Source organism: Bordetella holmesii, assembly GCF_020735985.1.
Lineage (GTDB): Bacteria > Pseudomonadota > Gammaproteobacteria > Burkholderiales > Burkholderiaceae_B > Bordetella > Bordetella holmesii.
In genome coordinates, this window is the sequence record NZ_CP085973.1 from 1438723 (window position 1) to 1459622 (window position 20900).

Here is a 20900-nt window from a genome sequence, read left to right on the forward strand (position 1 = left end):
CGACTCCTGTCAAATAGGGGTTACTGCTGGCGTGCGAGTGCGGTCTGGCGTATTGCGCTCAAGGTTTGACCCGGCGCGATGCCATCGGGGTCATAGCGAATCTCCAACAGGGCCGGCAGATGTTCGCGATCCGCAAACGCCAACGCCCTGTCGAATGCCTGCGCGAAGTCTTCGCTACGCTCGACGGCTTCACCGTAACCGCCATAGCCTCGGATGACCTGCGTGAAATCGGGGTTCTGAAAGGTCAGCGCGACCGTGCGTGCTGGAAAATCCCGCTCCTGGTGGGCGCGGATCGTACCCCACATGCCATTGTTGAAGACCAACACCACAATGCCGAGGCGGTACTGCAACGCTACCCCGAGCTCCTGCATATTCATCTGAAAGCAGCCATCGCCGGCGTAACAGACCACAGTGCGGTCGGGGCGCTCCAACTTGGCCGAGATGGCGGCAGGCAGCCCATAGCCCATGGAGCCGACCGTGGGAGCCAGACTGGTGCCCGGGCCGCAGTAACGACGATAGCGGTGCGGATAGAGTGCGTAGTTTCCCGCGCCGACGGTAATGCAGGCATCGGTCGGAATGCGGGTTCCGACGCTCACTGCCGCCTCGTCCAGGCTCATGGGGCCGGGTGAGGGCAAGGGGAGGGTGCTGTCCAGATACTCCTGTCGGGCCTGGGTAACGAGATGGGCGCGCGAACGCGGATGACCTGGGTGCAACTGCGATGCGGCTTGCGCAAAGCTTGCCACGTCCGCGACGATAGCTTGCGTCGGGGCAAAGACACGCCCGAGTTCCGTGGCATCGGGATAGACATGGATCAGCTTCTGCTTGGGCAGAGGGCTTTCGATGGCCGTATAGCCCTCAGTGGTGGCCTCGCCCATTCGCGTACCGACCGCGAGTATGAGGTCGGCTTGAAGCAGCCGCTCGCGCAGGGCAGGCGTCATGCCCCAGCCGACGTGACCCGCCGCATTGGCATGGTTTTGATCGAAACATTCGAGGCGGCGCCAGGCCGTACCCACGGGAAGCTCGAAACGCTGCGCGAAGTCGGCGATCTGTGCCATCGCGGTACTCGTCCAGCCCGAACCACCCAACAACAGAAAGGGGCGTTCGGCCGCATCGAGCAAGGCTGTCATGCGGGCCAGGTCGCCCGCCCCGGGATGGCTATGGCTGCGCTGGTAGCGCGGCATGTCCGCCACGGCGGCACGACCCCAGAGCGTATCTTCGGGCAGCGCCAGCACGACCGGCCCGGGCCGGCCGCTGGTGGCGACGGCGTAAGCTCGGGCGATGAATTCAGGAATACGGTCAGTGCGGTCGATCTGAGCGACCCACTTGGCCATCTGACCGAACATGCGGCGATAGTCGATTTCCTGAAAAGCTTCACGCTCGTAGAAGTCGTTGCCGACCTGGCCCACGAACAAAATCATGGGGGTGGAGTCCTGAAACGCCGTATGCACCCCAATGCTGGCGTTAGTGGCTCCCGGGCCCCGCGTCACGAAGCAGATGCCGGGTTCGCCCGTCAGCTTGCCGTAGGCCTCGGCCATGTAGGCCGCGCCGCTTTCCTGGCGGCAGACGATGGGCTCGATGGCGTCTCTGTGCTCGTTGAGCGCGTCTATGCAGGGGAGGTAGCTCTCGCCAGGGATCATGAAAATACGCCGCGCACCATGAATGCGCAACTGCTGCATCAGGATCTGACCCCCGTTGCGTTCGGCCAGTGTCTGATTCATGTCGGTACTCCTTGAGCCGCTTTAGCCCATTGTTCGAATTCGGCGTGACGCGCAAGCAGGCGTCGCGCCGTGTTGTAGACGGGGGGATCAATGGTGCTGGGCACACCGGCCGCCAGGTCAGCGTCGCGCTGAGTCACGCATTCTTGCGCCTGGGCAATCTCCAGGGGTTGGGGCGTGAAAACCTCGTGGATATGCTGAACTTGCTCGGCAAAGGTGGCGCATTTTGACTTCAGCCCGAGGCGGCGCGCCCAGCGCAGATCCGCGTGCAGGCTGGCCGCATCGCGGAAGTTGAAAGGGCAGTCGATCGGCAGACACCCCGCCGCGGTGCAATCAACCAGAAAGCGCGCACGTACGGCATGCAGCTCCTGCCCGTCGGGACCACGCTCGGCGCCGAGGCTGGCGCTGAGGTCTTCGGCCGCCAGCAGGCAGGCCGATACGCGCGCGCTTGCCGTCATGATGGCGTAAGCGCGCACCAGACCTAGCGCGGATTCCAGGGTCGGGACGATCTCCGTGCGTCCTAAAGGTAGGCCCAGCGCCTGCTCGCGAGCGGAAATGGCGGCGTCGAGCTCGGCAATTTGCTCGGGGCTCTCGGCATGGGGCAGAAAGATGGCATCGGGAGCGCCAGCCATCACCCCATCCAGATCGGCCAGGCCATCGGCATCGAGCTTGTTGATGCGCACGGCGGCCACCACCTGTCGATCGCGGCACTCTTGCATCAGTGTGACGAGGCGCAGGCGGGCTTGCGGCCGGTCCTGGGGCCGCGTGAACTCTTCCAGATCGGCCACCAGGGCGTCGGCGCCGCACTCCAGGCCCGACATCTGCGCCCGGACGTCGAGTCCCGGCACAAACATCCAGCTGCGGCGAAGGGAAATGGGACGGCGCGTCATTGCATATGCCTAGGCAAGAATAGAACCAGTTCGGGAACGAACGTCAGCAACAACATGACGGCCGTCATGGCGAGCATCATCCACGACAGCGGCCGCAAGGTCTGCATCATGTTGATGCCTCCGATCTTGCAGGCGGCCATCAGGTCCACGCCTACTGGAGGCGTGTTGGCACCGATGGCCATGTTGATGGACAGCAGGATGCCGAAATGCACGGGGTCGATGTTGTAGTGCGCAAGCACCGGCATGACGACCGGAGCAACAATGATGATGACGGGAATGGCTTCCATGAAGGTGCCAAGCGCCAGCAGGACGACAGTGAGCACCAGCAGTACGGCGACCCGGCTGTCCGTCCAATCGACCAACAGTTGAGACAGGGCCTGCGGCACTTGCTCGGCAATCAGCACCCAGGCGAACAGGCCCGATGCGCCGATGATGAGCAGAATCGAGGCGCTGCCTTCTCCGGTGGATTTCAGGCTCTCCCACAATGACTTCACCGTCAGAGGGCGGTACCAGAAAAAACCGATAAGCAAGGCATAGATGATGGCGCTGGAGGCCGCTTCGGTGGCGGTGAAGATTCCGAACCGGATACCGCCAATGATGAGCACGGGCACCATCAGTGCCGGGATGGCATCGACCAGGGCCGCGCGCAGTTCATCCCAGCTAAACGGTTGCCCGCCGGCCCAATTGTGCTTGCGCGATTGCCAGATGGCCACGCCGATCAGCGATAGTCCCAGCAACAGGCCGGGGATGATGCCGGCGACAAAGAGCTTGCCGACGGAGGTGTCGGTAATCGTGCCGTAGATGATGAGCACGATGCTGGGCGGAATGATGGTGGACGTGGCGCCGGCACTGCCGACCAGCGCGCAACTGAAGCCCTTGTCGTAGCCGCTGCGGGCCATGGCCGGCAGCAGCAGGCTGCCGATGGCAACCACGTCGGCCACGCCCGATCCCGACAGCGCACCGAACATCAGGCAGGCCAGCACCGCCACCACGGCCAGGCCTCCTTTGATGTCCCCGACAATGGCAGCGCACAAGCGCACGATGCGCTGGGTCAGTCCCGCGCCGTTCATTAATTGCGCCGCCAGGATGAAAAGCGGAATGGCCAGCAGCGTGAAGCTGTCCAGACCTGCGACATACTGTTGGGCCGCGACCATCATGGGCGCGGCATCGTAGACGGTCAGATAGGCCAGGCAGGCGAGCACCAGACCGAAGGCGATCGGCATGTCGATCAGCACGGTCAACGTGAAAACGCCCATGAGAAAGAGGGCACCGGTAGACATCTTGTTATTCCTTTACGGGCGCGGGCTCGAACAATTGCGCCAGATGCACGACGATGGTTAGCGCGCAGGCAAACGGCAGGGCGAGATAGACGACACCCGCCGATACATCGAGCGCGGGCAGGGTCTGGTCCATGGTCAGGTCTGCCAGTTCCCACCCGGCATAGCCGAGCACGATCAGACCCACGATGACCAGGACCTGGTTCAGACGCTCGAAAAATCCGAGTACGCGCGGGCTGCGTACGACGAACGGCAGCAGGCCTGCCATCAGGTGAGAGCGTTCGAAGCTGCAGGTCACGCCTCCGATGAAGGCAGACCAGACCAGCACCAGACGCGGGAGTTCTTCGGCCCAATGCGGCGTGGTGTGCGTGACAAAGCGCGCAAACACTACATAACTGATCAGGATCGCCAGTAAGGCCACCGCCAATGCGGCGATGGCCTTGCTGATGCCCGACAGGATGACGGACAGTCGCTGGAGCATGTTTATTTCGCCTCGCGATACTTCTGGACCAGACCCATCAGCTCAGGACCGTAGGTGACGGAGTACGTCTTCCAGACAGGCTCGACCGCGGCGGCAAACGCAGCCTTGTCGACATCATTGACCTGCATGCCTTTTTCCTTGAGCTGGGCGATATAGTGCGCTTCGCCGTCGGTGATCATCTTGCGCTGCTGATCGCGCCAATGGTCGGCGGCCTCTTGGATCACCTTACGATCGTCGGCGGACATCCGGCTCCAGACCGGTTTGGAGATGATCAGGTTGGCGGGCCCCCAGACGTGGCCGGTCAGGGAGAGGTGCTTTTGCACTTCAAAGAAAGATGAGGTGTAAATGATGGACAGCGGATTTTCCTGCGCGTCGAAGACTTTCTGTTGCAATGCGGAGTAGAGCTCCCCGAAGGCCAGGGGAGCCGGGTTGGCACCCAGAGCACTGAACGTGTCCAGGCGCATCTTGTCCGGTGTGACGCGCGTCTTCAGGCCACTGAGATCCGCCGGCGTGGTGATCGGACCGCGGTTGTTGGTCATGTGCCGAAAGCCGTTTTCCCACCACGACAGAATGACCAGATTTTTCTTCTCTGCCAGCTTCGACAGCGCAGCGCCCAGTTCGCCGTCATAGGCGCGGTAGGCCTGCGCGGCGGTATTCCAGGTATACGGCAGCTCTACAACGCCGAACTTGGGTTCGATAGGCTGCAATGAGCCCGAGCCGATGATGGCCGCGCCCTGGCTGCCGATCTGCAGCCCTTCGAGCATGGTCTTTTCATTGCCCAGTTGGCCGCTTGGGAAAAGAATGAAGTTGACACGCCCGCCAGTTTTTTCCTTGACCTCGGCGGCAAAGCCTTCGGCCGCCTTGTTCCAGCTATGGCTGGGCGCGAGCACGTGGCCGAGTTTGACATCCAGCGCGTGGGCGGCCGGCGCGAGTGCCAGACTCAGGCCCGCGCCGATGATAAGGGAGCGGAAAATACGATTTAGCTGCATGGTTTCACCTTGGAATGTTGTTGTGGGCCCCGCGAGGGGCCGGGAAGGCCGGAACCGCCGGCGCAAGCGGGCCCCTGGCGCCGGTATGGGCACCTGTGGCAGTAAGAAAGAAGCGGAAGACGATTTAAGTCGTCATCGGATGGGCCCGCTACCGAAGTCTTCGCGCAAGCGGGCAAGGATGCCGACCAGATGCTCATGCATCGCGTGGCGCGCGCGTATCGGATCCCTGTCGGTGATGGCCTGAAGAATGCGCTCGTGCTCGTCGCGCGCAGCGCTCCAGACCCGGGTGGTCACAAAATGAGTTTCCAGACGACTGAACACCGGGCTGATCGTGCTCAGATGCCAGATATGTGAGATGGCCGCAGCCAGGGCGGCATTACCGCAGGCCGCGGCAATGGCTCCGTGGAAAGCCTGATCGTGCACGCTCGGGCTGTCGGTCAAGGACATCGCCTCGTGCGCATTGCGGATGGCGGCGATCTGCGCCGCCGAGGCCTTCTGGGCCGACAGCGCTGCGCACTCCGGCTCCAGCAGCAGACGGGTTTCCAACAAGTCAAACGGGCCGATGTCGGTACGCTCGCCGCCTTGTGAAAGCGCTTGGGACGGGTCATATTGCCCATCCTCTCGAGCAGCGCAGACAAAAACCCCTGTCCCTACGCGCACCTCCACGTAGCCTTCGATTTCCAGTGCAATCAGCGCCTCACGCACGGAAGCACGGCTGACTTGCAACTGCTCGGCCAGATCGCGCTCGGCGGGCAGGCGAGCACCACACGCAAAATCGCCCGCCCGTATACGGCTGGCGATTTGATCGGCGATCATTCGATAAAGGCGGGTTGATGCAACTGCTTGGAAAGTAGCCATGCTGTCGAGATATCCGGTGGCCGAGTGGTCAGGCCGCTGAATTATACCGGACTGCTAGGCATAAAAAAATGCACAACGACAGGCTTCAGGGAAAACCACTATGCGCGTGCGCACGGCGGCAGCCCCCGGGGGCCGTTTATGACGACTTGACCATGCGCAACAGTGCTTCGTGCAGGACTTCTGCATTACTGTGCAAGCCGTCATGCGCCGCATAGACCAGCGTCAGGCGGCGCCCTGCAGCAGCTGTCAGCAGCGCGCGCATACGCTCTTGCTGCGCCGATTGGGCCAGCTCTCGACCATAATCATGGCGAAACGTCTCCCATAATGGCGGGTCGTGCCCGTAAGCCTTACGCGTGGCCTGAGTCGGGGCAAGCAATTTGGCCCATTCGTCCAGTTTCAGTGATGCCTTGGAACATCCCCTGGGCCACAGTCCGTCGACCAGCGCGCGATAGCCGTCGTCCGTGCCGACAGGGTCGTAGGCGCGTTTCAGGACAATCTCATTCGGTTTATGCATGGCAGCCTCCCGCCAAAAAAGGGCGGATCGCATCGCGTCCGCCCCGTCGTAAACCCACCCGGGCGCCGGGCGGGTCACGTCATTTAGCCATCATCATGGCGAAATATCCAAACACTGTCAGCAGTACACCCGAGACGGCGTAGCCTACTGGGAAGCCCAGCCAGGGTACGCTGGAACCCACTTCTTTAGCGGCTTCACGCGCAGGTCCGGAGTGGCTGCGCGCTCCGGCGGTGGCGCCCATCAGCAAGGCCGGGTTGATCTTCATGATGTGAAAGCCGATCGCCCACACAATGATGGCCGGGATGGTCGACGCCAGAAAGCCCACCGCAAAGATCTTCAGGGCAATGGTGCCGGTGAGCTGGCTGAGCAGTTCCGCGCCGGCATTGATCCCGACGATCGAGACAAAGCCGATCAGCCCGAGGTCCTCGAGGATGTTGCGTGCCGCATTCGGCGTGTTGCTGAAGAAGCGCAGACGCGACGAGATCGAGGAGACGATGATGCCCGAAAGTAGCAGCCCGCCGGCGTTGCCCAGACCGACCGCGGCACCGAAAGCGGGCACCTCAATCAGGCCGATGAGAAAGCCCAGGATCATGCCGGCGGACAATGTCAGCAGGTCGGTCGCCGAACTGTGGCGGGCAATCACGCCAAAGATCTGGCCTGCCTTGTCCACTGCCACTTGCAGCCCGGTGACGAACAGCACGTCCCGTCTTTGCAATTTGGTTTCCAGACCCATCGGAATCGGCACGCCACCACGCTCGATACGCTGCAACTGAATCTGACCAGCCAAGGGATGGCTGCGGAAATCCTTGAGCGGGATACCCATGATCTCTTTGTTCATCACGAGGATTTCGGCCTGATCCAGCGGGATGTTCAGCGCCTTGGCATCGGGAACCTCCGGTCCGATGATGCCCATGTTCTCGGTCATGGACAGCAGGTTGCCCCCCAGCGCGACAACGTCGTCCTTTTGCAGCACGATCGCCCCGTCGGCACCAAGCAGCTGGCCGCCACGCTCCACATTGATGACCTGATACTCCGGGAATTTAATCCGGAACTCCTTGATGCTCTTTCCAACGGGGAGATCGTTAACGACCCGGTAGGCCCGAACATCGAAAGGGTGAAAGGCCGTGATGCCGGCATCGTCCACATTGGGCACCCCGTGTTCGGCTTCGAACTCCAAGGCCGCCTTCTTGGCATCCACGCCCCAGATGCGCGGCAGATACTTGCACAGCAAGATGATGCCCACCGTGCCCCAGATATACGTAATCCCGTATGACAGCGCGATCATGGCGTCGACCTGCTCTTTGGTCATGCCATCCTTGATCGCCAGCGATCCGGAAGAAATCGCCTGTTCGGCCGAGCCGATGGCTGCCGACATCGTTTGCGATCCGGCCAGTATTCCACCCGCTGCGCCTTGCGGCAGATCCAAGAAGTTGACGCCGAACACCACGATGACCAGGCCCAGCACGGGCGCGATGATGGCCAGGATGGCGTAGTTGATCGAATCCTTGTTCAGCGCGTTGACAAAAGATGGGCCGACGCGCAGGCCAACGCCGTACATGAACAGGTAATAAAGCAGGGACTTGGCGAAGTCATCGAGGTGGAACTTCACGCCGAAGCTCGAACCCAGCGTGGCCAGTAAACACCCCACCACGATGGCCGCGGCCACGGATCCCAGCCCGTAGCCCTTGAAGCTGAACTTGCCCACCCACACGGATAAACCGATGGTAAGGAAGAGCAAGATATACGGATTGTCCGCAAGGAATTGCATTGCTGAGTGCATGTTGCGCTCCAGATAGCACCAGACTGCAACAGCGCGCACCTTGAAAGTCAGGGTGCGCGCTGTGGGTTACGCGATTAGAGCCATGAACCTCAGCACTTGGCCGGGGTGGTCTTCTCGTCCGGGTGACCGTGCAGCGCTGGCGGGGTGGCGGTGCCGCCGTGTTGCTCGAGCCACTTGCACGCATTGATGATGTCGTCAGCCAACTTCATCGATACGTTGTGATTGATGTGCGGACGCACCACCACGCGCAGACTGTTGACCGATTCAGCGTTGGCCGGCATCTGGTAGGCAGACAGGACCCAACCCTTTTCGCGGACTTTGTTCGACACGTCGAACTCGCTGAACTTCGTCACTTTTTTGTCCAGCGTCACGGCCACGACCGGGATACGCTGGGTGTCGTTCATGATGGTGAAGTAGCCGTGACCTGCCCCCAGATTTAGTACGGCACCGACATAGAGCCCAGGGGTAAAAGACCTTCTTTCTGATGAGCCTGCACGAATTGCGCCGGCGTTAAATATCCGAGCGCGCTGTGAGGCCGATCGGTGTTGTACTCGACTCGCCAGTTTTCGATCAAGCTTTTAGCCTGTCGCAGGGACAAGAACCAGTGCTCGTTAAGGCATTCGTCGCGGAACTTGCCGTTGAAACTTTCGATATAAGCGTTCTCCACCGGCTTACCCGGCCGAATAAACGACAGCTTTACGCCTGCTTGGTAGGCCCAGGCGTCCAAGGCTCTTCCGGCGAACTCTGGCCCGTTGTCCACGGTAATAGATCGCGGCAGGCCACGCATCTCCGCCAGCCGTTGCAGCACCATGGCAACACGCAGTCCCGGCAACGACGTATCGACCTCGATGGCCAGGCATTCGCGAGTGTAGTCATCGACGATAGTCAAACAGCGGAATCGGCGGCCATAGGCTAGGCCGTCGGCCACAAAGTCCATTGACCAACTCTGATTCGGCGCGATTGCCGCTGGGCGAACCACGCGCTCGGTCGCCGCGATTCGCTTACGCTTTCGTTTTCGCACGCTTAACCCTGCCAGACTGTACAGCCGCCAGATTCGCTTGTGATTTGCTTGCCAGCCTTCGCGACGTAAGAGCACATGGATCCTCCGATAGCCGTAGCGTCGTTTCGCCACTGCCATCTCTTTCATGCGCTCGGTCAGCGCAGCATCGCCTGAGCGTGTGCTCTCGTAGGCAAACAGCGACCGCGAAATTCCTACCAGCCCACAGGCCCGGGTAACACCCATGCTGCGCTCGGTCATTAATGTCCTGACCGCCTCGCGTTTGGCCTGCGGGCTGACTACTTTCGGCTTAGCAGATCCTGAAGCGCCGCCTTGTCCAGCATCGACTCGGCCAACAGCTTCTTGAGCTTGTTGTTCTCCTGCTCCAGCTCCTTGAGCCTCTGAGCGTCCGACACCGTCATGCCACCGAACTTCGCCTTCCAGTTGTAGTACGTTGCCTCGGAGATTCCGTGCTTGCGGCACAACTCTGCGGGCTTGGCACCTGCATCGGCTTCCTTGAGCACGCCGATGATTTGCTCTTCCGTAAATCGTTTCTTCATTGCCATTCCTTTGGGAACGGACTCTACATCGATTTCGTACTAATCACGGGGAGCAGGTCATCCCGGATCATGTCCGCGCAAGCGGACGTCCAGCACCAGGGGCAAGCCCTGGCGCTGTTTAATTCGTACAGGAGATAGGAAACGCCCAGGAGGTGGGCGGCAAGCAGACCAGCATTTCGACTTTCATAGGGTGATACTCACATAAATGCAGATTTATGTTGACCGTGGCCGTCATGGCGACCAGCGGGTCCCGACGTCTATTGCCTGCTTGCGGTGCAGCTGTTTTTTACAGTGCAAGGCGCATTGATGTACTGATTTATTAATGATGCCTGAGGAAGAAACTTATCACAACTGGGCTGCAATCTCATTAGCGTCTGAAATTGCTTACGTGCCAGCACGTAAATCCTGCTGAGGAGGATCATTAACCTCGACGCGGCTGCGAATGGCAAGATAGCTCACCGCCTGCGTCACCTGCGGAGGCTGCGGCCCAGTGTGAAACGCCTGTACCGCTTCAAGGACTATTTTATCGGCGAGCGTCATGCGATCCATCATGCGCAGATACTGAAACCAGTTATCTACAACAAAAACCTCGGTCCACAAAGCAAGGTGATTCAAATCGCGAAACACTTGCCATTGATCGGCGCCATTTCGCATGCGCATGCGGCGCAAGGCTCTAAGGCTGCTTAGAAATCCTGACTGGCCGCTCGCTTCTATCTGATAATGCACCTGGATAATGATGGCGCCACGTTGCGGATTGAAATCCTGTTGAGAGGGCGGTTGCGACGCTGACGGCCATGCGGCCAGGTCCTGCGTATCGTTCAGACTGGGCAGGCGCGACCGGAAAAACAACAAGGCGGTAAGGGTCAAGGTGATACCGGCGGCTGCCAGGCTGCCCTTGACGCCCAGTGTTTCGGCGAAGTGCCCCCAGGTGAAGGCGCCCAGTGCCAGTCCACCAAACATCGACATCTGATACAGCGCCAATGCCCGGGCCTTGACCCAGTCTGGTACCAGCACCTGGATAGAGGTGTTGTAGGTGGCCAGCACGGCGATCCAGCAACTGCCCGCCACCAGCAAAGCGGGGAAAACCAGCACCAGGCTGTCTACGGTTCCCAATAACAACAGACTTGCCGCCATCAACAGCGCGCCGGCGCTGATCAATCGCCCCGTACCCAGACGACGTTGCGCCGCACTTATCCATACACTGCCGCCGATGGCGCCCAGACCCAGCGCGCCGAGCATGTATCCATACAGTGACGCGCTACCCGAGGTATGGTCGTGGGCGAGCAGCGGTAACAAGGCCCAGAGTGCGCTGGCTGAGATCCCGAAACTGAATGAACGCAGCATGACCTGCCGCGTGACGCTGGAAAACTCCGTAAAGCGCCACGCCGCAACAACGCCCTCGAGGATGCGCTCCGGGGGCAGAGATCGCTTTGGCAGCTCCCGGCGCCAGATCCAGATGGCCCAGATAAGCGAGGCATAGCAGACGCAGTTAAATAGAAAAACCCAGGGTGCGCCGAACAGGCCCAGCAACAGACCACCCAGGGCCGGGCCCAGTGCGCGGGCGACATTGAAGTTGACCGAATTGAGCAATATTGCCCGGCTCACCTCGGGCTTGGGCACCTGCTCGCCGACGGCGGCCTGCCACGCCGGGGTGACGATGGCGCTGCCCACCGACATAAAGAACACCGCGACGATGAGGCTAAGCGGATGCAGCATGCCCAGAAAGGCCAGGGTAGTGATGACCAGACCTATGATCAGCTCCATGGTCATCCCCACCAGCATTACCTTACGGCGGTCGTAGTTGTCCGCGATGACGCCGGTCAGAATCGATAGCACAACCAGGGGGAGGGCGGCAGCCACCTGAATCATCGCTACCAGTACTGGGCTGCTCTGCTCGGTGGTGACGATCCAGGCTGCCGCGACCGATTGTGCCCATATGCCAAGGTTGGCAAACAGATTGGCGATCCAGATCGTGCGAAACGCGGATCGGCGCAGAGGGGCGAGCACGCTTGCCGATACGCTTTCGGTATCGGGCGTGGTGCCCGGCGGCAGGTCGTTCTGTCCGGACGGCGCTTGCAACATCGAGGAAAGTCTCCAGCCAGGGCAGCTGTGCCACCGAAAGCATGAGAGTCCCCCGATGCACATCAGGCTGTCAAGTCGGCCCCCCTGCGGCGGCCACGTTACGCGGGCGGGGAGGCCAGATCAGAGACCCGGGCGAACGCAGGATGGCGTGGCGCACGGCTGCGCTGATCTCGCGGCGATCGCTGCGTTTGAGGGCACGGGAGCGCAAGGCGAGATTAAACGATAGCGCGAAGCTCACCGCCACATTCAGTACGCCCATGGCCGCAATGCCTGCCACCGCTTGCCAGAATGCTGGGGTCTGCGCCACATCCCAGCCCAGCACGCCAATGGCCGCGCCCATGGAGCCGGTACTGAGCGTGACGTGCCTGACCTCGACCTGCGGGCCGAAGAAACCGACCAATTCCGGACCCAGGCCGAGCAGCAAGCCCAGCGAGACGTTACCGGCAATGCCCGAGATATTGCGTTGCCAGAACGCGGCCCACCGTTGAGCCCCGCGCTCTCCCAAGGCATACCGCAGCCGGCGGTTGTAGACCATGGCGTCGTGGACGCGATGCAGGGCAAACCAATTGTCGGCCCAGCCGGCGACCAGGCTCGATAGCCACAGCAAGACGCCGGTGGCGATCGCAAACAGGGGCGTCAAACCCCAGATCGAGAACGAGTCGATGGTTTGCTGTGCTTTTTCCGGGGAGAGCAGTGGGTGGTTGAAGATCTTGACGGCCACCCATTGGACAGCCAACGCCACGGGAAACACTGCAGCAAGGTTGCCAAAAATGGCCGCGGCATTTGAGCGGATCATCGCCAGGGTATCGTCGACAAACGCCTGGCGGCCCTGCGCCGTGCCGGTGTCATCCAGACGGTGAGCCAGGGCCGGCCCGGTCATCGCTGGCTGCTTGGTCGCCAACGTGAAGTGCGCAAAATGGATGACCAAGAAGCTGCTGGCGTAGTTCAATGACGCCAGCATTCCTTCCATAAAGCGGCCGGCATGCAGTCCGTAGATGGCCAGCTTGATATAGACGGTGGCCGCCGTGATCAGTCCTCCGCCCAATGCCGCCTTGATCATCTCACGGTACTCGCGGCCGTCGCGCGCAATGTAGTGTTCGCCGGTTTGCGCCGTGCGCTCCATGACACGTCGGGCAAGGTGGGCGAACGAAGAGGCGGCCAGGTGCCGGACGCTGCGTAGCGCCTGGGTGGACTGGATCAACTCGGCCATCAGGTGCAAGTGCTTGTGCTTCTGCGTAGGATCCACCCACACCCCGAGCAACAACTCGATGCGCCGCAAGCGGGATTTCATGCGCTCGATCTGAAACACCACCTCCACTGACACACCGTTGACCTCAAGCTCGGCATAGACGTTGCGGGCCTGCAGGCGACACTCATCCAGAAGAGCCCTGAAGTAAGCCAGCGACTGCGCAAAGACGTCAGGCATGCGCCAGATGGTCGGGTTGCTAAGCTGCGCACACGCCTCGGTCAACTTGAAAAAGGGCGTCTCCGTCACGGCTCCTGGCAGGCGTGAACGGATCGAGTGGCTCAGACCGGTGGCGCGAACCTGGCTGACGAGCTATTGACCAGGGCTTGCTCGAAGCCGGGCAGGCGATCCGCGTCCATGCCCAGCGCCGGATCGCGGCGGCTGTCCGGGACCTGCAACAGGTCGCGCAGGCGCTCCAGCGTGTCTTCGTCGATGGCGCGCAGCCAGTCGGCATCATCTTCGCTCGTAAATACCAGCGAGAAAATTGCAAACATGTCGCTGCGATTGGGCGGCAGCGGGAGATAGCGCGCCTGCACGCGCTCGACCATCTCGCCCCAGAAGCCGGGCTGGGATGCCACGCCAGTATCACAGAACAGCGAAAGTGGATCGTTGTCGGCAACCACTGAACGCAGCGTCTGCGCAAACCGCTCCCGCGTCTCCGGTTGGCGGTCTAGCACATGGAGGAGATATCGCAGTCGCGCCAGTTGCGGGTGGCTCCCGCTGGCGCCGGCCGGCGCGGCTCGGGCGCGCCGGATCCAGAGCGCAAGCTCGATGACCCAAAGATTGCGCTCGACCAGGTCGGCGTCGGGCCTTGCGGCGGCCAGCAGGCTATCCAGTTGATGGCCGGCAGTACGGGACGCCTTCCAGCGTTGCCAGAGTCGCAACATCGTATTCACCTTCAGGTGGAAAAACGGCCTGGCGTCAGCCGGTGGGGTACTCGTGTCAGTCGCGGGCGGCCAGCCAGGCCTGCATATCGGCTTCCAGGCTGGCGAGCGTCTGAATCAACACGGTGGCATCTGCTTGCATATCGCCCTTGCTTTGACGGGCGGCCGCCTCCAAGGCGTGAGCTTGAGCGACCGCCTGATCGGCCGCCACTACGCGGGCGCCGCCCGCAATACGATGGGCCAGATCTGCCACGGCGGGATTGTCTCCGATCCGGGCCGCTTGCGCCAGCGCCGCGCTATCCTCGCGATTGGTCTTGATCAGTTCTTCGATAATGTGTCGCGCCATGGCCGCGTCGGCACCGGTCAGATCAAGCAGCTCCTGAGGGCGGAAGGTAGTGGGAGAGAAAGGCATGGGGCGTTGCTCGGCTTTCCGAACGGCAAGGGGGTGCAGACGTTGCTGCAACGTATCAATGTCCAAGGGTTTGAACAGGCAGCCGTCCATGCCGGCAGCCTCGCAGCGGGCAAATTCTTCGGTTTGCGCCGACGCCGTGATGGCATAGATGATCGTAGCCGCGCGGCCATGTGCCTGCTCGAGGCGACGGATCTCCCGAGCCACCTCATAGCCGCTCATCCCCGGCATATTGCAGTCGGTGAGCGCCACATCCGGCTCATGCTCGCGCCAAAGCGCCAGACCCTGCTTGCCATCTGCGGCGTCCAGGACATCATGACCGATGTATGCCAATTGTTGCGCCAGCAGCATGCGATTGGGCCCATGGTCGTCAATGACGAGCACTCGCAGCCGGGCCACCTTGGCATCGGTGCAGATCTGCGCGGGCAGGGACGCTGCTGGCAGCACATCCGCGGCCAACAGCGGAGCGCAAAGCTGCACATCGATGCGCGTGCCTTTGCCGGGGATACTGCTCAGATCAAAGCTGCCGCCCATGGCCTGCACGATGCGACGGCTGATAGCCAGTCCTAGCCCAGTGCCTGCGAGCCTGCCTTTGTCGGCGCGGGCTTCCTGGTGGACCTGGGTAAACGGCTCAAACAGACGCCTGCGGTCGGCGGCGCTGATGCCAGGGCCGCTGTCGTCGACGGCGATTTCTATCCGGGCAAGTCCTTGCTCAACTGGCCTGACCTGCATCGATACCGTCACGCCACCTTTCTCGGTGAACTTCAAGGCATTGCTCACGAGATTGGACACGACCTGCTTGAGGCGAGAGGCATCGATAGAGACCGCAGGGACCTGGTCTGCGCCGATGTCCAGCCGAAGGCTCAGCCCGTTTTGCCGCGCCATCCCCTGGAAGACATTGACCACGCTCTCGAGCAAGCGGCGCAGATCGGTAGGTACCGGCGTGAGCTCGAGTTTGTCTGCCTCAATCTTGGAAATGTCCAGAATATCGCCAATCAGATCGAGCAGCGAGCGGGCCGAATCATAAGCCACCATCAGTGCCTGGCGGTCAACCGCCTGCTCGGGCGGGCGACGTAGTACCAACTCCAACATCCCTATGATGGCGTTCATGGGAGTGCGGATTTCATGGCTCATGGTAGCCAGAAATGTGGTCTTGGCACGGTTGGCCGCGTCGGCCTCTTCTTTGGCTTCTTGCAGATCATGCAGCAGCCTCATACGTTCCGTCAGATCGGTCCAGCCGCCGATCAGCCCATTGACGCGGCCGACCGAGTCGGCGTAAGGCAGCAGCCAGTGATAGAGATAATGCTTTTCGCCACGCAGCGTCAGCTCCAGATCCTGAAAAACTGGGCCGCCTGCCTCCTGTTCCATTGCCTGCAGGTATTGCTCATGCACGCGTGCAGCCTGGGCAGGATTGTCGGTGCGCATGGGCGACTCTAGCAAGGTCCGGCCGACCACGTCCTCGGCCTGCAACTGGAAGGTATCCAGATAACTACGATTGCAAATCACCATACGGCCGTGTCGATCACGCACAAAGACCGGGTTGGGGATGCCATCGATCAAGACGCGCATGAAGGCCAACTGGTCGCTCAATGCTCTTTCTGCCTGGCGGCGTTGGCGCATCTGCCTGCGCAGATAGACCACCCAGGCGAGAAATATCGCGGCAGTGACCACGGCGGCTGCCACGAGCAGATAGATCTCCTGACGATAGGCGTACCAGGTATTGATGGTGGATGCGGATTCGCCGCGCCAGCGGTTCATGAGGTAGATAGACTCATCGGCCGGAAGCGCCGCCAAGGCTTTGTCGACGATGCTTTGCAGCTCATCCTGATCGCGGGCAAACGCGAAGGCCAGCCGCGCAGGAGCGGTGTTCAGCGCGGCGGTGACGCGAAGCTCGTCGCGAAAGTAGTTACGGAGGTAAAAGTTGGCGGCAATTTGGGTTTGCACCGCAACATCCGCCTGCCCACCGAGCACCTTTAGCAGCGCATCATTGGGGCTGCTGGCCGGCACAAGCTCCGCATGCGGGTAGTGTTGAATCAACGCGTCAGACGCGGCGCTGCCGGGCACACTGGCAATACGCAGGCCCGCGAAATCCGCGCCGGCAGACGAGGCCGGGCTGTCCTGCCGGCCAACCAATACAAATGCCGTGCTGAGATAGGGAGCGCTGAAATCCAGCACATCTTCGCGGTTTTGGCTCCAGAACAGCCCCGCACTCATGTCTGCCTCATGGTTCTGCAAGGCTTGCTGCATCCCCGCCGACGAGTCGGCCCCTTCGATCTGGAAATGCAATCCTGCCAGTTGGCCAATCCGTTGCAACAGATCCATCGAGAGTCCGGACAACTGCGCGTCGCCCTGAATATGCATCGAAAAGGGCGGAAAAAGATTCAGTGCCTGCACGCGGACCACCGGATGCCGCCGGATCCAGCGCTGTTCCTTTTCCGTCAATGCAAGCGGCGGGGGCGGCATGAAGGCGCCGGTGGGCAAGCCCCATCGATAGATAGCGTTCTGCCGCCAGACAGCCGGGATGCCGGCAATGGTTTGGTCAAGAATGTGACGCAGCCGGGTATTGGCGCGTTGCACGGTGTAGACATTGGCACGTTGGCCGAGGTCATCCCGGCGTAGCACCTGCATGTCGCTAAAGACGCCTGCCGCCAAGTAATAGGCCACGGCCAGTGGGTCGCCGAGATAGACATCGGCCTGCCCGTACGCCACGGCACTCATGCCCAGCAACGGCGTCGGGTAGCTGCTCCATCGTGCGGCTGACGCATCCTGGGGTATGGCGGCGGGCTGGGAGCGCGGATTGACCGCCACGCGCAATGTTCCCAGATCGGCCGGGATATCGCCTCGATCGCGCCGCGCCACAGCCACTGTAGGATTGCTCAGGTAGGGGCGGGTAGTGGCGAAGTCCTGGCCGTGCAGCGGGCCGCCAGCCACATCATCGACCGCGTCGATATCGCCTTCCTTCAAGGCGTGCAGCGCACTGTCTCGATCCGGAAACAGGCGAATCACCGGGATCAAGCCCAGGTTGTGACTGATGAGCTTGAGGTAGTCGGCGTTGAGCCCCTCGAAACGCGGGCGTTGCGTAAACTGAAATGGCGCATAGTCAGGGGCGTAGATGCCGAGTCTGAACTCGCGTTTGTCTGCCAGCCAATGCCAGTCCTCGCCGTCCAGATCCAGGTTCAGTTTTGGTACATCCGCATTGGAGCCGTCGAGCAGCGTCTGAGCGCCGACAGGCCCGCCAGCGAACAAGAGAGCGGCCGCCAGACTCAGCAGCCACCGCGCGCATCGCCAGACCACCCTTGGCGGCATAAACCTCACCCCAGATTATTTCGTTTGGCCATGTCTATCAGCTCCACCAGTGTGGTTGCATTAAGCTTCTGCAGCAGGCGGGTTTTGTAAGTACTGATGGTTTTATTGCTCAGAAACATGCTGTCGGCAATATCTTTATTGGTCAGGCCTTGAGCCAATAACTGCAGCACGGCCAGCTCGCGATTCGACAGCGAGGAGATCATCATCGCGTCGTCCTGGTTTTCGACTCCGCGAATATCCGTAAGCGTGGTTTTCGGGAAATAGGTGTAGCCCGCCACGACCGCCTTGGCGGCGTCGACCACTTCTTGCAGGTTACCGTGCTTGGAGACAAAGCCCGCGGCGCCCGCGTTAAGACAGCGCCTGGCAAAGAGGGCGGGCTGTTGGCCAGTGAGGATGAGCACGTGCATGGGCAGCCCCATGCGCCTGCAGGCGGGTCAGGACCTCCAGGCCATCGAGCTTCGGGATGGCGATGTCCAGAATCACCAGGTTGGGGAGCAGCTCCCGCGCCATGGTGATGCCGTCCAAGCCGTTGTCCGTTTCGCCCACGACCTCGAAACCCTCTTTCTCCATCAAGCCCTTTACGGCATACCGGATGACGGGATGATCATCAATAATTAGTAGCTTTTGCATGGCCGTCTGCTGCCTCACAAATCTTCAGTTTTAATGATCGTTATTATGTTTGAAAAGATGTAGTCAGCCAGAGGTGGTTTTTTTCCGAAGCCGGGATCACATTGAAAGGTAAGCATCTAAAGCTCCCAATTCGGTGACAAGTTAGAGCATAGCCCGCAGTTTGGCTACTGAATATTGCGAGAATGTGCGTTACGGTGAACCTAATAAAAATCAGGCTAGTTTAAGTATCTGCCCCAAGGGCCGGGCCGGGATCTCAGACCAATCTTGTGCTTTTTGTCTTATCTGCTGCGGCCACTGGCGCTACGGCGGGGCGCCGGGATCGTGCAATACATCGAACGCCCCGTCCGGGAAGATCGAATAAGACGCCGTAACGGCGTGCAGGGATAAACCGAGCTGACTCGGCAAGCCCGTACCTAGGCGGTAGCGCGTCATACGATCAGGTATTGGCTACCATGGGATTGAACAACCATGACTCATACTCGTCCCCCGACATGGGGCGCGCATACCAGAAGCCTTGGCCCAGCGCGCACCGCATGTCGAGCAAGGCGTTGCGGCGATCAGCGGTTTCGATGCCCTCGGCAACCACGTTGATGCCCAGGCGCTCGGCGAGAGAGAGCGTGGCGGCGATGACGCTTTCGCTACGGGCATCGCCCGGCAGGCGGCTGACAAAGGAAGCATCGATCTTGAGCTGATTGAATGGCAGATTGCACAACCTCTCCATCGAGGAAAAACCGGTGCCAAAGTCATCGATCGAGACCGTGCACCCCAGCAGACGCAGCCGCACCAGGGTTTCGAGCGTGGAAGCTTGCACCGAGAGCGGGCCGGTTTCGGTGACCTCGATTGTGAGGGCGGTGGCCGGCAGGGCATGGAGCTGCAGTGCCCCCATCAAATGGGTCATCAGTTGGGCATTGCCCAACTGACACGTCTCGACGTTCAGCGCCAGGCTTGCCCCCCTGCCCATGGGGACAGAACGTGCGGTTTGCGCCATCGCCTGATCAGCCAAGGCCCACGTCATGCGATCGAGTTCGTTGCAATCCTTGACGGCTTCGATGAAGCAGCCCGGCGAGAGCAGGCCGCGCTCAGGGTGAATCCAGCGCGCGAGGACCTCCGCGCCAGCGGGCTGAAGTGTGCGCACGTCGAACTTGGGCTGGTAATAGGGGATGAACTCGCCACGATCCAGACCGACGCGAATCTCGTCGGCGCTGGGCGGATCTTCGGCCGGGGTCTGCGCGTTGCCCGGCGCCGTGGAGGAGTCGCTCTCATAGCGCCGCAGCAGGGACTCCAGGCGACCGAGGTTGAGGGGTTTGCCCAGATCGCCCAGCACCTGGATACCGGATAGACTGGCCATGTGCAAAATGGCAGCTGTCAGGTCACTGGGGACGTCGCTGCTGAGAATGACCGATTTGACGAGATTGCGCTGACTGGACTCACGCAAGAACTGAGTGCCGTCCATGCCGGGGGTGCGGACATCGCAGATCACGATGTCGGCCACGCCATGCAATGCAAGTTGTTCGAGCGCCTGGCTGCCTTCCTGGGCCTGGAGAACACGGGTATATCCCAGCATCTCCAGGGCTCGGACAATGACCAGCCGCTGCACGGGGTGGTCTTCGATCACGAGGACGGCCGGCTGTTTCATACGGAATTTTGACTATCAATGGTGGGAAGAGCATAGGCGGCCCTGAGGCTGCTCGGCGAGACAAAGGTCTTCGCTGGCTGCCACGATTGGGCGCGCAAGACAGAATTCCTTCGATTTATATCCGCTTTTATATCCGGTTGAGCACAAATTTCCAAGATGATGTCCCGTATTTTTTTAGCAACGCGGCGATGCCTCGTTGGAGGGACCCGACAATGCCGGAACGATACGGCCCCAAAGAACAGTCGAATCGAGAAAATATCCAGGGGGCAAGCGTGCTAATTACCGCTATGGATGCCATCTATCGTGCAAACTATCAGATAAATCTTGGGGCTCTATCGGCAATGCCGTTATCCAAGACTGATCCCATACGAATGGGCGGGCGTGGTCTGGCAACGGCGTATTACGCCGTTAACGTCCGCAACAGACAGAACTTTAGGGCCGCAACGCCTAGCCAAACGGCAACGCTGCGCGTATCGCAGACCCGCCTGAGTCTAAGGACGCGAAGTCGTCCGGCTTTTGCTATTATTCAGGTTATTGTTAGATTCATGGGGAGGCTGTGGATTCGCCCGCCTTCCCTCTTTATGACCGAAGAGCCCCCGTCTACCAGCGGCCGCTGCCGCCACCGCCTTACCCCTTGCGGGGTACC

At 60.9% G+C, this 20900-nt stretch carries 15 protein-coding genes and 1 pseudogene; all 16 read right to left on the reverse strand.

Going from position 1 to position 20900, the window contains the following annotated elements:
- Window positions 1-20: 20 nt before the first annotated feature.
- The gene (locus LK440_RS06815) at window positions 21-1718 is read right to left on the reverse strand and encodes a thiamine pyrophosphate-binding protein (RefSeq protein ID WP_005014020.1); all 1698 of its coding nucleotides are present in this window, start codon (window positions 1716-1718) and stop codon (window positions 21-23) included.
- Window positions 1715-2605, reverse strand: coding sequence for an HpcH/HpaI aldolase/citrate lyase family protein (locus LK440_RS06820; RefSeq protein WP_005014019.1), 891 nt, complete (start codon window positions 2603-2605; stop codon window positions 1715-1717). The genes LK440_RS06815 and LK440_RS06820 overlap by 4 nt, the downstream gene beginning before the upstream one ends.
- Window positions 2602-3885, reverse strand: a complete 1284-nt coding sequence (locus tag LK440_RS06825) for a TRAP transporter large permease (protein ID WP_005014018.1) — start codon at window positions 3883-3885, stop codon at window positions 2602-2604. Before LK440_RS06825 ends, LK440_RS06820 begins: the two co-directional genes overlap by 4 nt.
- Before the next feature lie 4 nt (window positions 3886-3889).
- Entirely contained in the window at window positions 3890-4363 is a 474-nt protein-coding gene (locus LK440_RS06830) for a TRAP transporter small permease (protein ID WP_005014017.1), read from the reverse strand.
- 2 nt (window positions 4364-4365) lie between these two features.
- On the reverse strand, window positions 4366-5352 hold the full coding sequence (locus LK440_RS06835) for a TRAP transporter substrate-binding protein (protein ID WP_005014016.1): 987 nt from the start codon (window positions 5350-5352) through the stop codon (window positions 4366-4368).
- Window positions 5353-5484: 132 nt separating this feature from the next.
- Window positions 5485-6210: a FadR/GntR family transcriptional regulator gene (locus LK440_RS06840; RefSeq protein WP_005014015.1), complete on the reverse strand. Its 726-nt coding sequence runs from the start codon at window positions 6208-6210 to the stop codon at window positions 5485-5487.
- A 136-nt stretch (window positions 6211-6346) separates the two neighbouring features.
- Window positions 6347-6724 (reverse strand): DUF488 domain-containing protein, encoded by a 378-nt coding sequence (locus LK440_RS06845; protein ID WP_005014014.1) that lies wholly within the window; start codon window positions 6722-6724, stop codon window positions 6347-6349.
- Window positions 6725-6803: 79 nt separating this feature from the next.
- Entirely contained in the window at window positions 6804-8492 is a 1689-nt protein-coding gene (locus LK440_RS06850; RefSeq protein ID WP_005014013.1) for an aspartate:alanine exchanger family transporter, read from the reverse strand.
- A gap of 101 nt (window positions 8493-8593) precedes the next feature.
- Window positions 8594-8908: a hypothetical protein gene (locus LK440_RS06855; RefSeq protein WP_005014012.1), complete on the reverse strand. Its 315-nt coding sequence runs from the start codon at window positions 8906-8908 to the stop codon at window positions 8594-8596.
- Window positions 8909-8940: 32 nt separating this feature from the next.
- A protein-coding gene (locus tag LK440_RS06860; RefSeq protein WP_101557886.1) for an IS3 family transposase occupies window positions 8941-10061 on the reverse strand; the annotation gives its coding sequence in 2 pieces (ribosomal slippage) (window positions 8941-9809 and window positions 9809-10061; 1122 coding nt in all).
- A gap of 384 nt (window positions 10062-10445) precedes the next feature.
- Window positions 10446-12143, reverse strand: a complete 1698-nt coding sequence (locus tag LK440_RS06865) for an MFS transporter (RefSeq protein ID WP_005014011.1) — start codon at window positions 12141-12143, stop codon at window positions 10446-10448.
- A 70-nt stretch (window positions 12144-12213) separates the two neighbouring features.
- A pseudogene (locus LK440_RS06870) lies at window positions 12214-14276 on the reverse strand (site-specific recombinase).
- A gap of 55 nt (window positions 14277-14331) precedes the next feature.
- On the reverse strand, window positions 14332-17988 hold the full coding sequence (locus LK440_RS06875) for a transporter substrate-binding domain-containing protein (RefSeq protein ID WP_005014010.1): 3657 nt from the start codon (window positions 17986-17988) through the stop codon (window positions 14332-14334).
- A 5-nt stretch (window positions 17989-17993) separates the two neighbouring features.
- Window positions 17994-18395: a response regulator transcription factor gene (locus LK440_RS18180; RefSeq protein WP_272897082.1), complete on the reverse strand. Its 402-nt coding sequence runs from the start codon at window positions 18393-18395 to the stop codon at window positions 17994-17996.
- Window positions 18337-18618, reverse strand: a complete 282-nt coding sequence (locus LK440_RS18185) for a response regulator (RefSeq protein ID WP_272897081.1) — start codon at window positions 18616-18618, stop codon at window positions 18337-18339. The genes LK440_RS18180 and LK440_RS18185 overlap by 59 nt, the downstream gene beginning before the upstream one ends.
- 436 nt (window positions 18619-19054) lie before the next feature.
- Complete coding sequence (locus LK440_RS06885) at window positions 19055-20254, reverse strand: EAL domain-containing response regulator (RefSeq protein WP_005014008.1); 1200 nt, start codon at window positions 20252-20254, stop codon at window positions 19055-19057.
- Window positions 20255-20900 lie beyond the last annotated feature (646 nt).

Excerpts from the sequence above, each read along its gene's own strand:
- LK440_RS06815 (WP_005014020.1), bottom strand. The coding sequence starts at position 1,718 with ATGAATCAGACACTGGCCGAACGCAACGGGGGTCAGATCCTGATGCAG.
- LK440_RS06820 (WP_005014019.1), bottom strand. The coding sequence starts at position 2,605 with ATGACGCGCCGTCCCATTTCCCTTCGCCGCAGCTGGATGTTTGTGCCG.
- LK440_RS06825 (WP_005014018.1), bottom strand. The coding sequence starts at position 3,885 with ATGTCTACCGGTGCCCTCTTTCTCATGGGCGTTTTCACGTTGACCGTG.
- LK440_RS06830 (WP_005014017.1), bottom strand. The coding sequence starts at position 4,363 with ATGCTCCAGCGACTGTCCGTCATCCTGTCGGGCATCAGCAAGGCCATC.
- LK440_RS06835 (WP_005014016.1), bottom strand. The coding sequence starts at position 5,352 with ATGCAGCTAAATCGTATTTTCCGCTCCCTTATCATCGGCGCGGGCCTG.
- LK440_RS06840 (WP_005014015.1), bottom strand. The coding sequence starts at position 6,210 with ATGGCTACTTTCCAAGCAGTTGCATCAACCCGCCTTTATCGAATGATC.
- LK440_RS06845 (WP_005014014.1), bottom strand. The coding sequence starts at position 6,724 with ATGCATAAACCGAATGAGATTGTCCTGAAACGCGCCTACGACCCTGTC.
- LK440_RS06850 (WP_005014013.1), bottom strand. The coding sequence starts at position 8,492 with ATGCAATTCCTTGCGGACAATCCGTATATCTTGCTCTTCCTTACCATC.
- LK440_RS06855 (WP_005014012.1), bottom strand. The coding sequence starts at position 8,908 with ATGAACGACACCCAGCGTATCCCGGTCGTGGCCGTGACGCTGGACAAA.
- LK440_RS06865 (WP_005014011.1), bottom strand. The coding sequence starts at position 12,143 with ATGTTGCAAGCGCCGTCCGGACAGAACGACCTGCCGCCGGGCACCACG.
- LK440_RS06875 (WP_005014010.1), bottom strand. The coding sequence starts at position 17,988 with ATGCCGCCAAGGGTGGTCTGGCGATGCGCGCGGTGGCTGCTGAGTCTG.
- LK440_RS18180 (WP_272897082.1), bottom strand. The coding sequence starts at position 18,395 with ATGCACGTGCTCATCCTCACTGGCCAACAGCCCGCCCTCTTTGCCAGG.
- LK440_RS18185 (WP_272897081.1), bottom strand. The coding sequence starts at position 18,618 with ATGCAAAAGCTACTAATTATTGATGATCATCCCGTCATCCGGTATGCC.
- LK440_RS06885 (WP_005014008.1), bottom strand. The coding sequence starts at position 20,254 with ATGAAACAGCCGGCCGTCCTCGTGATCGAAGACCACCCCGTGCAGCGG.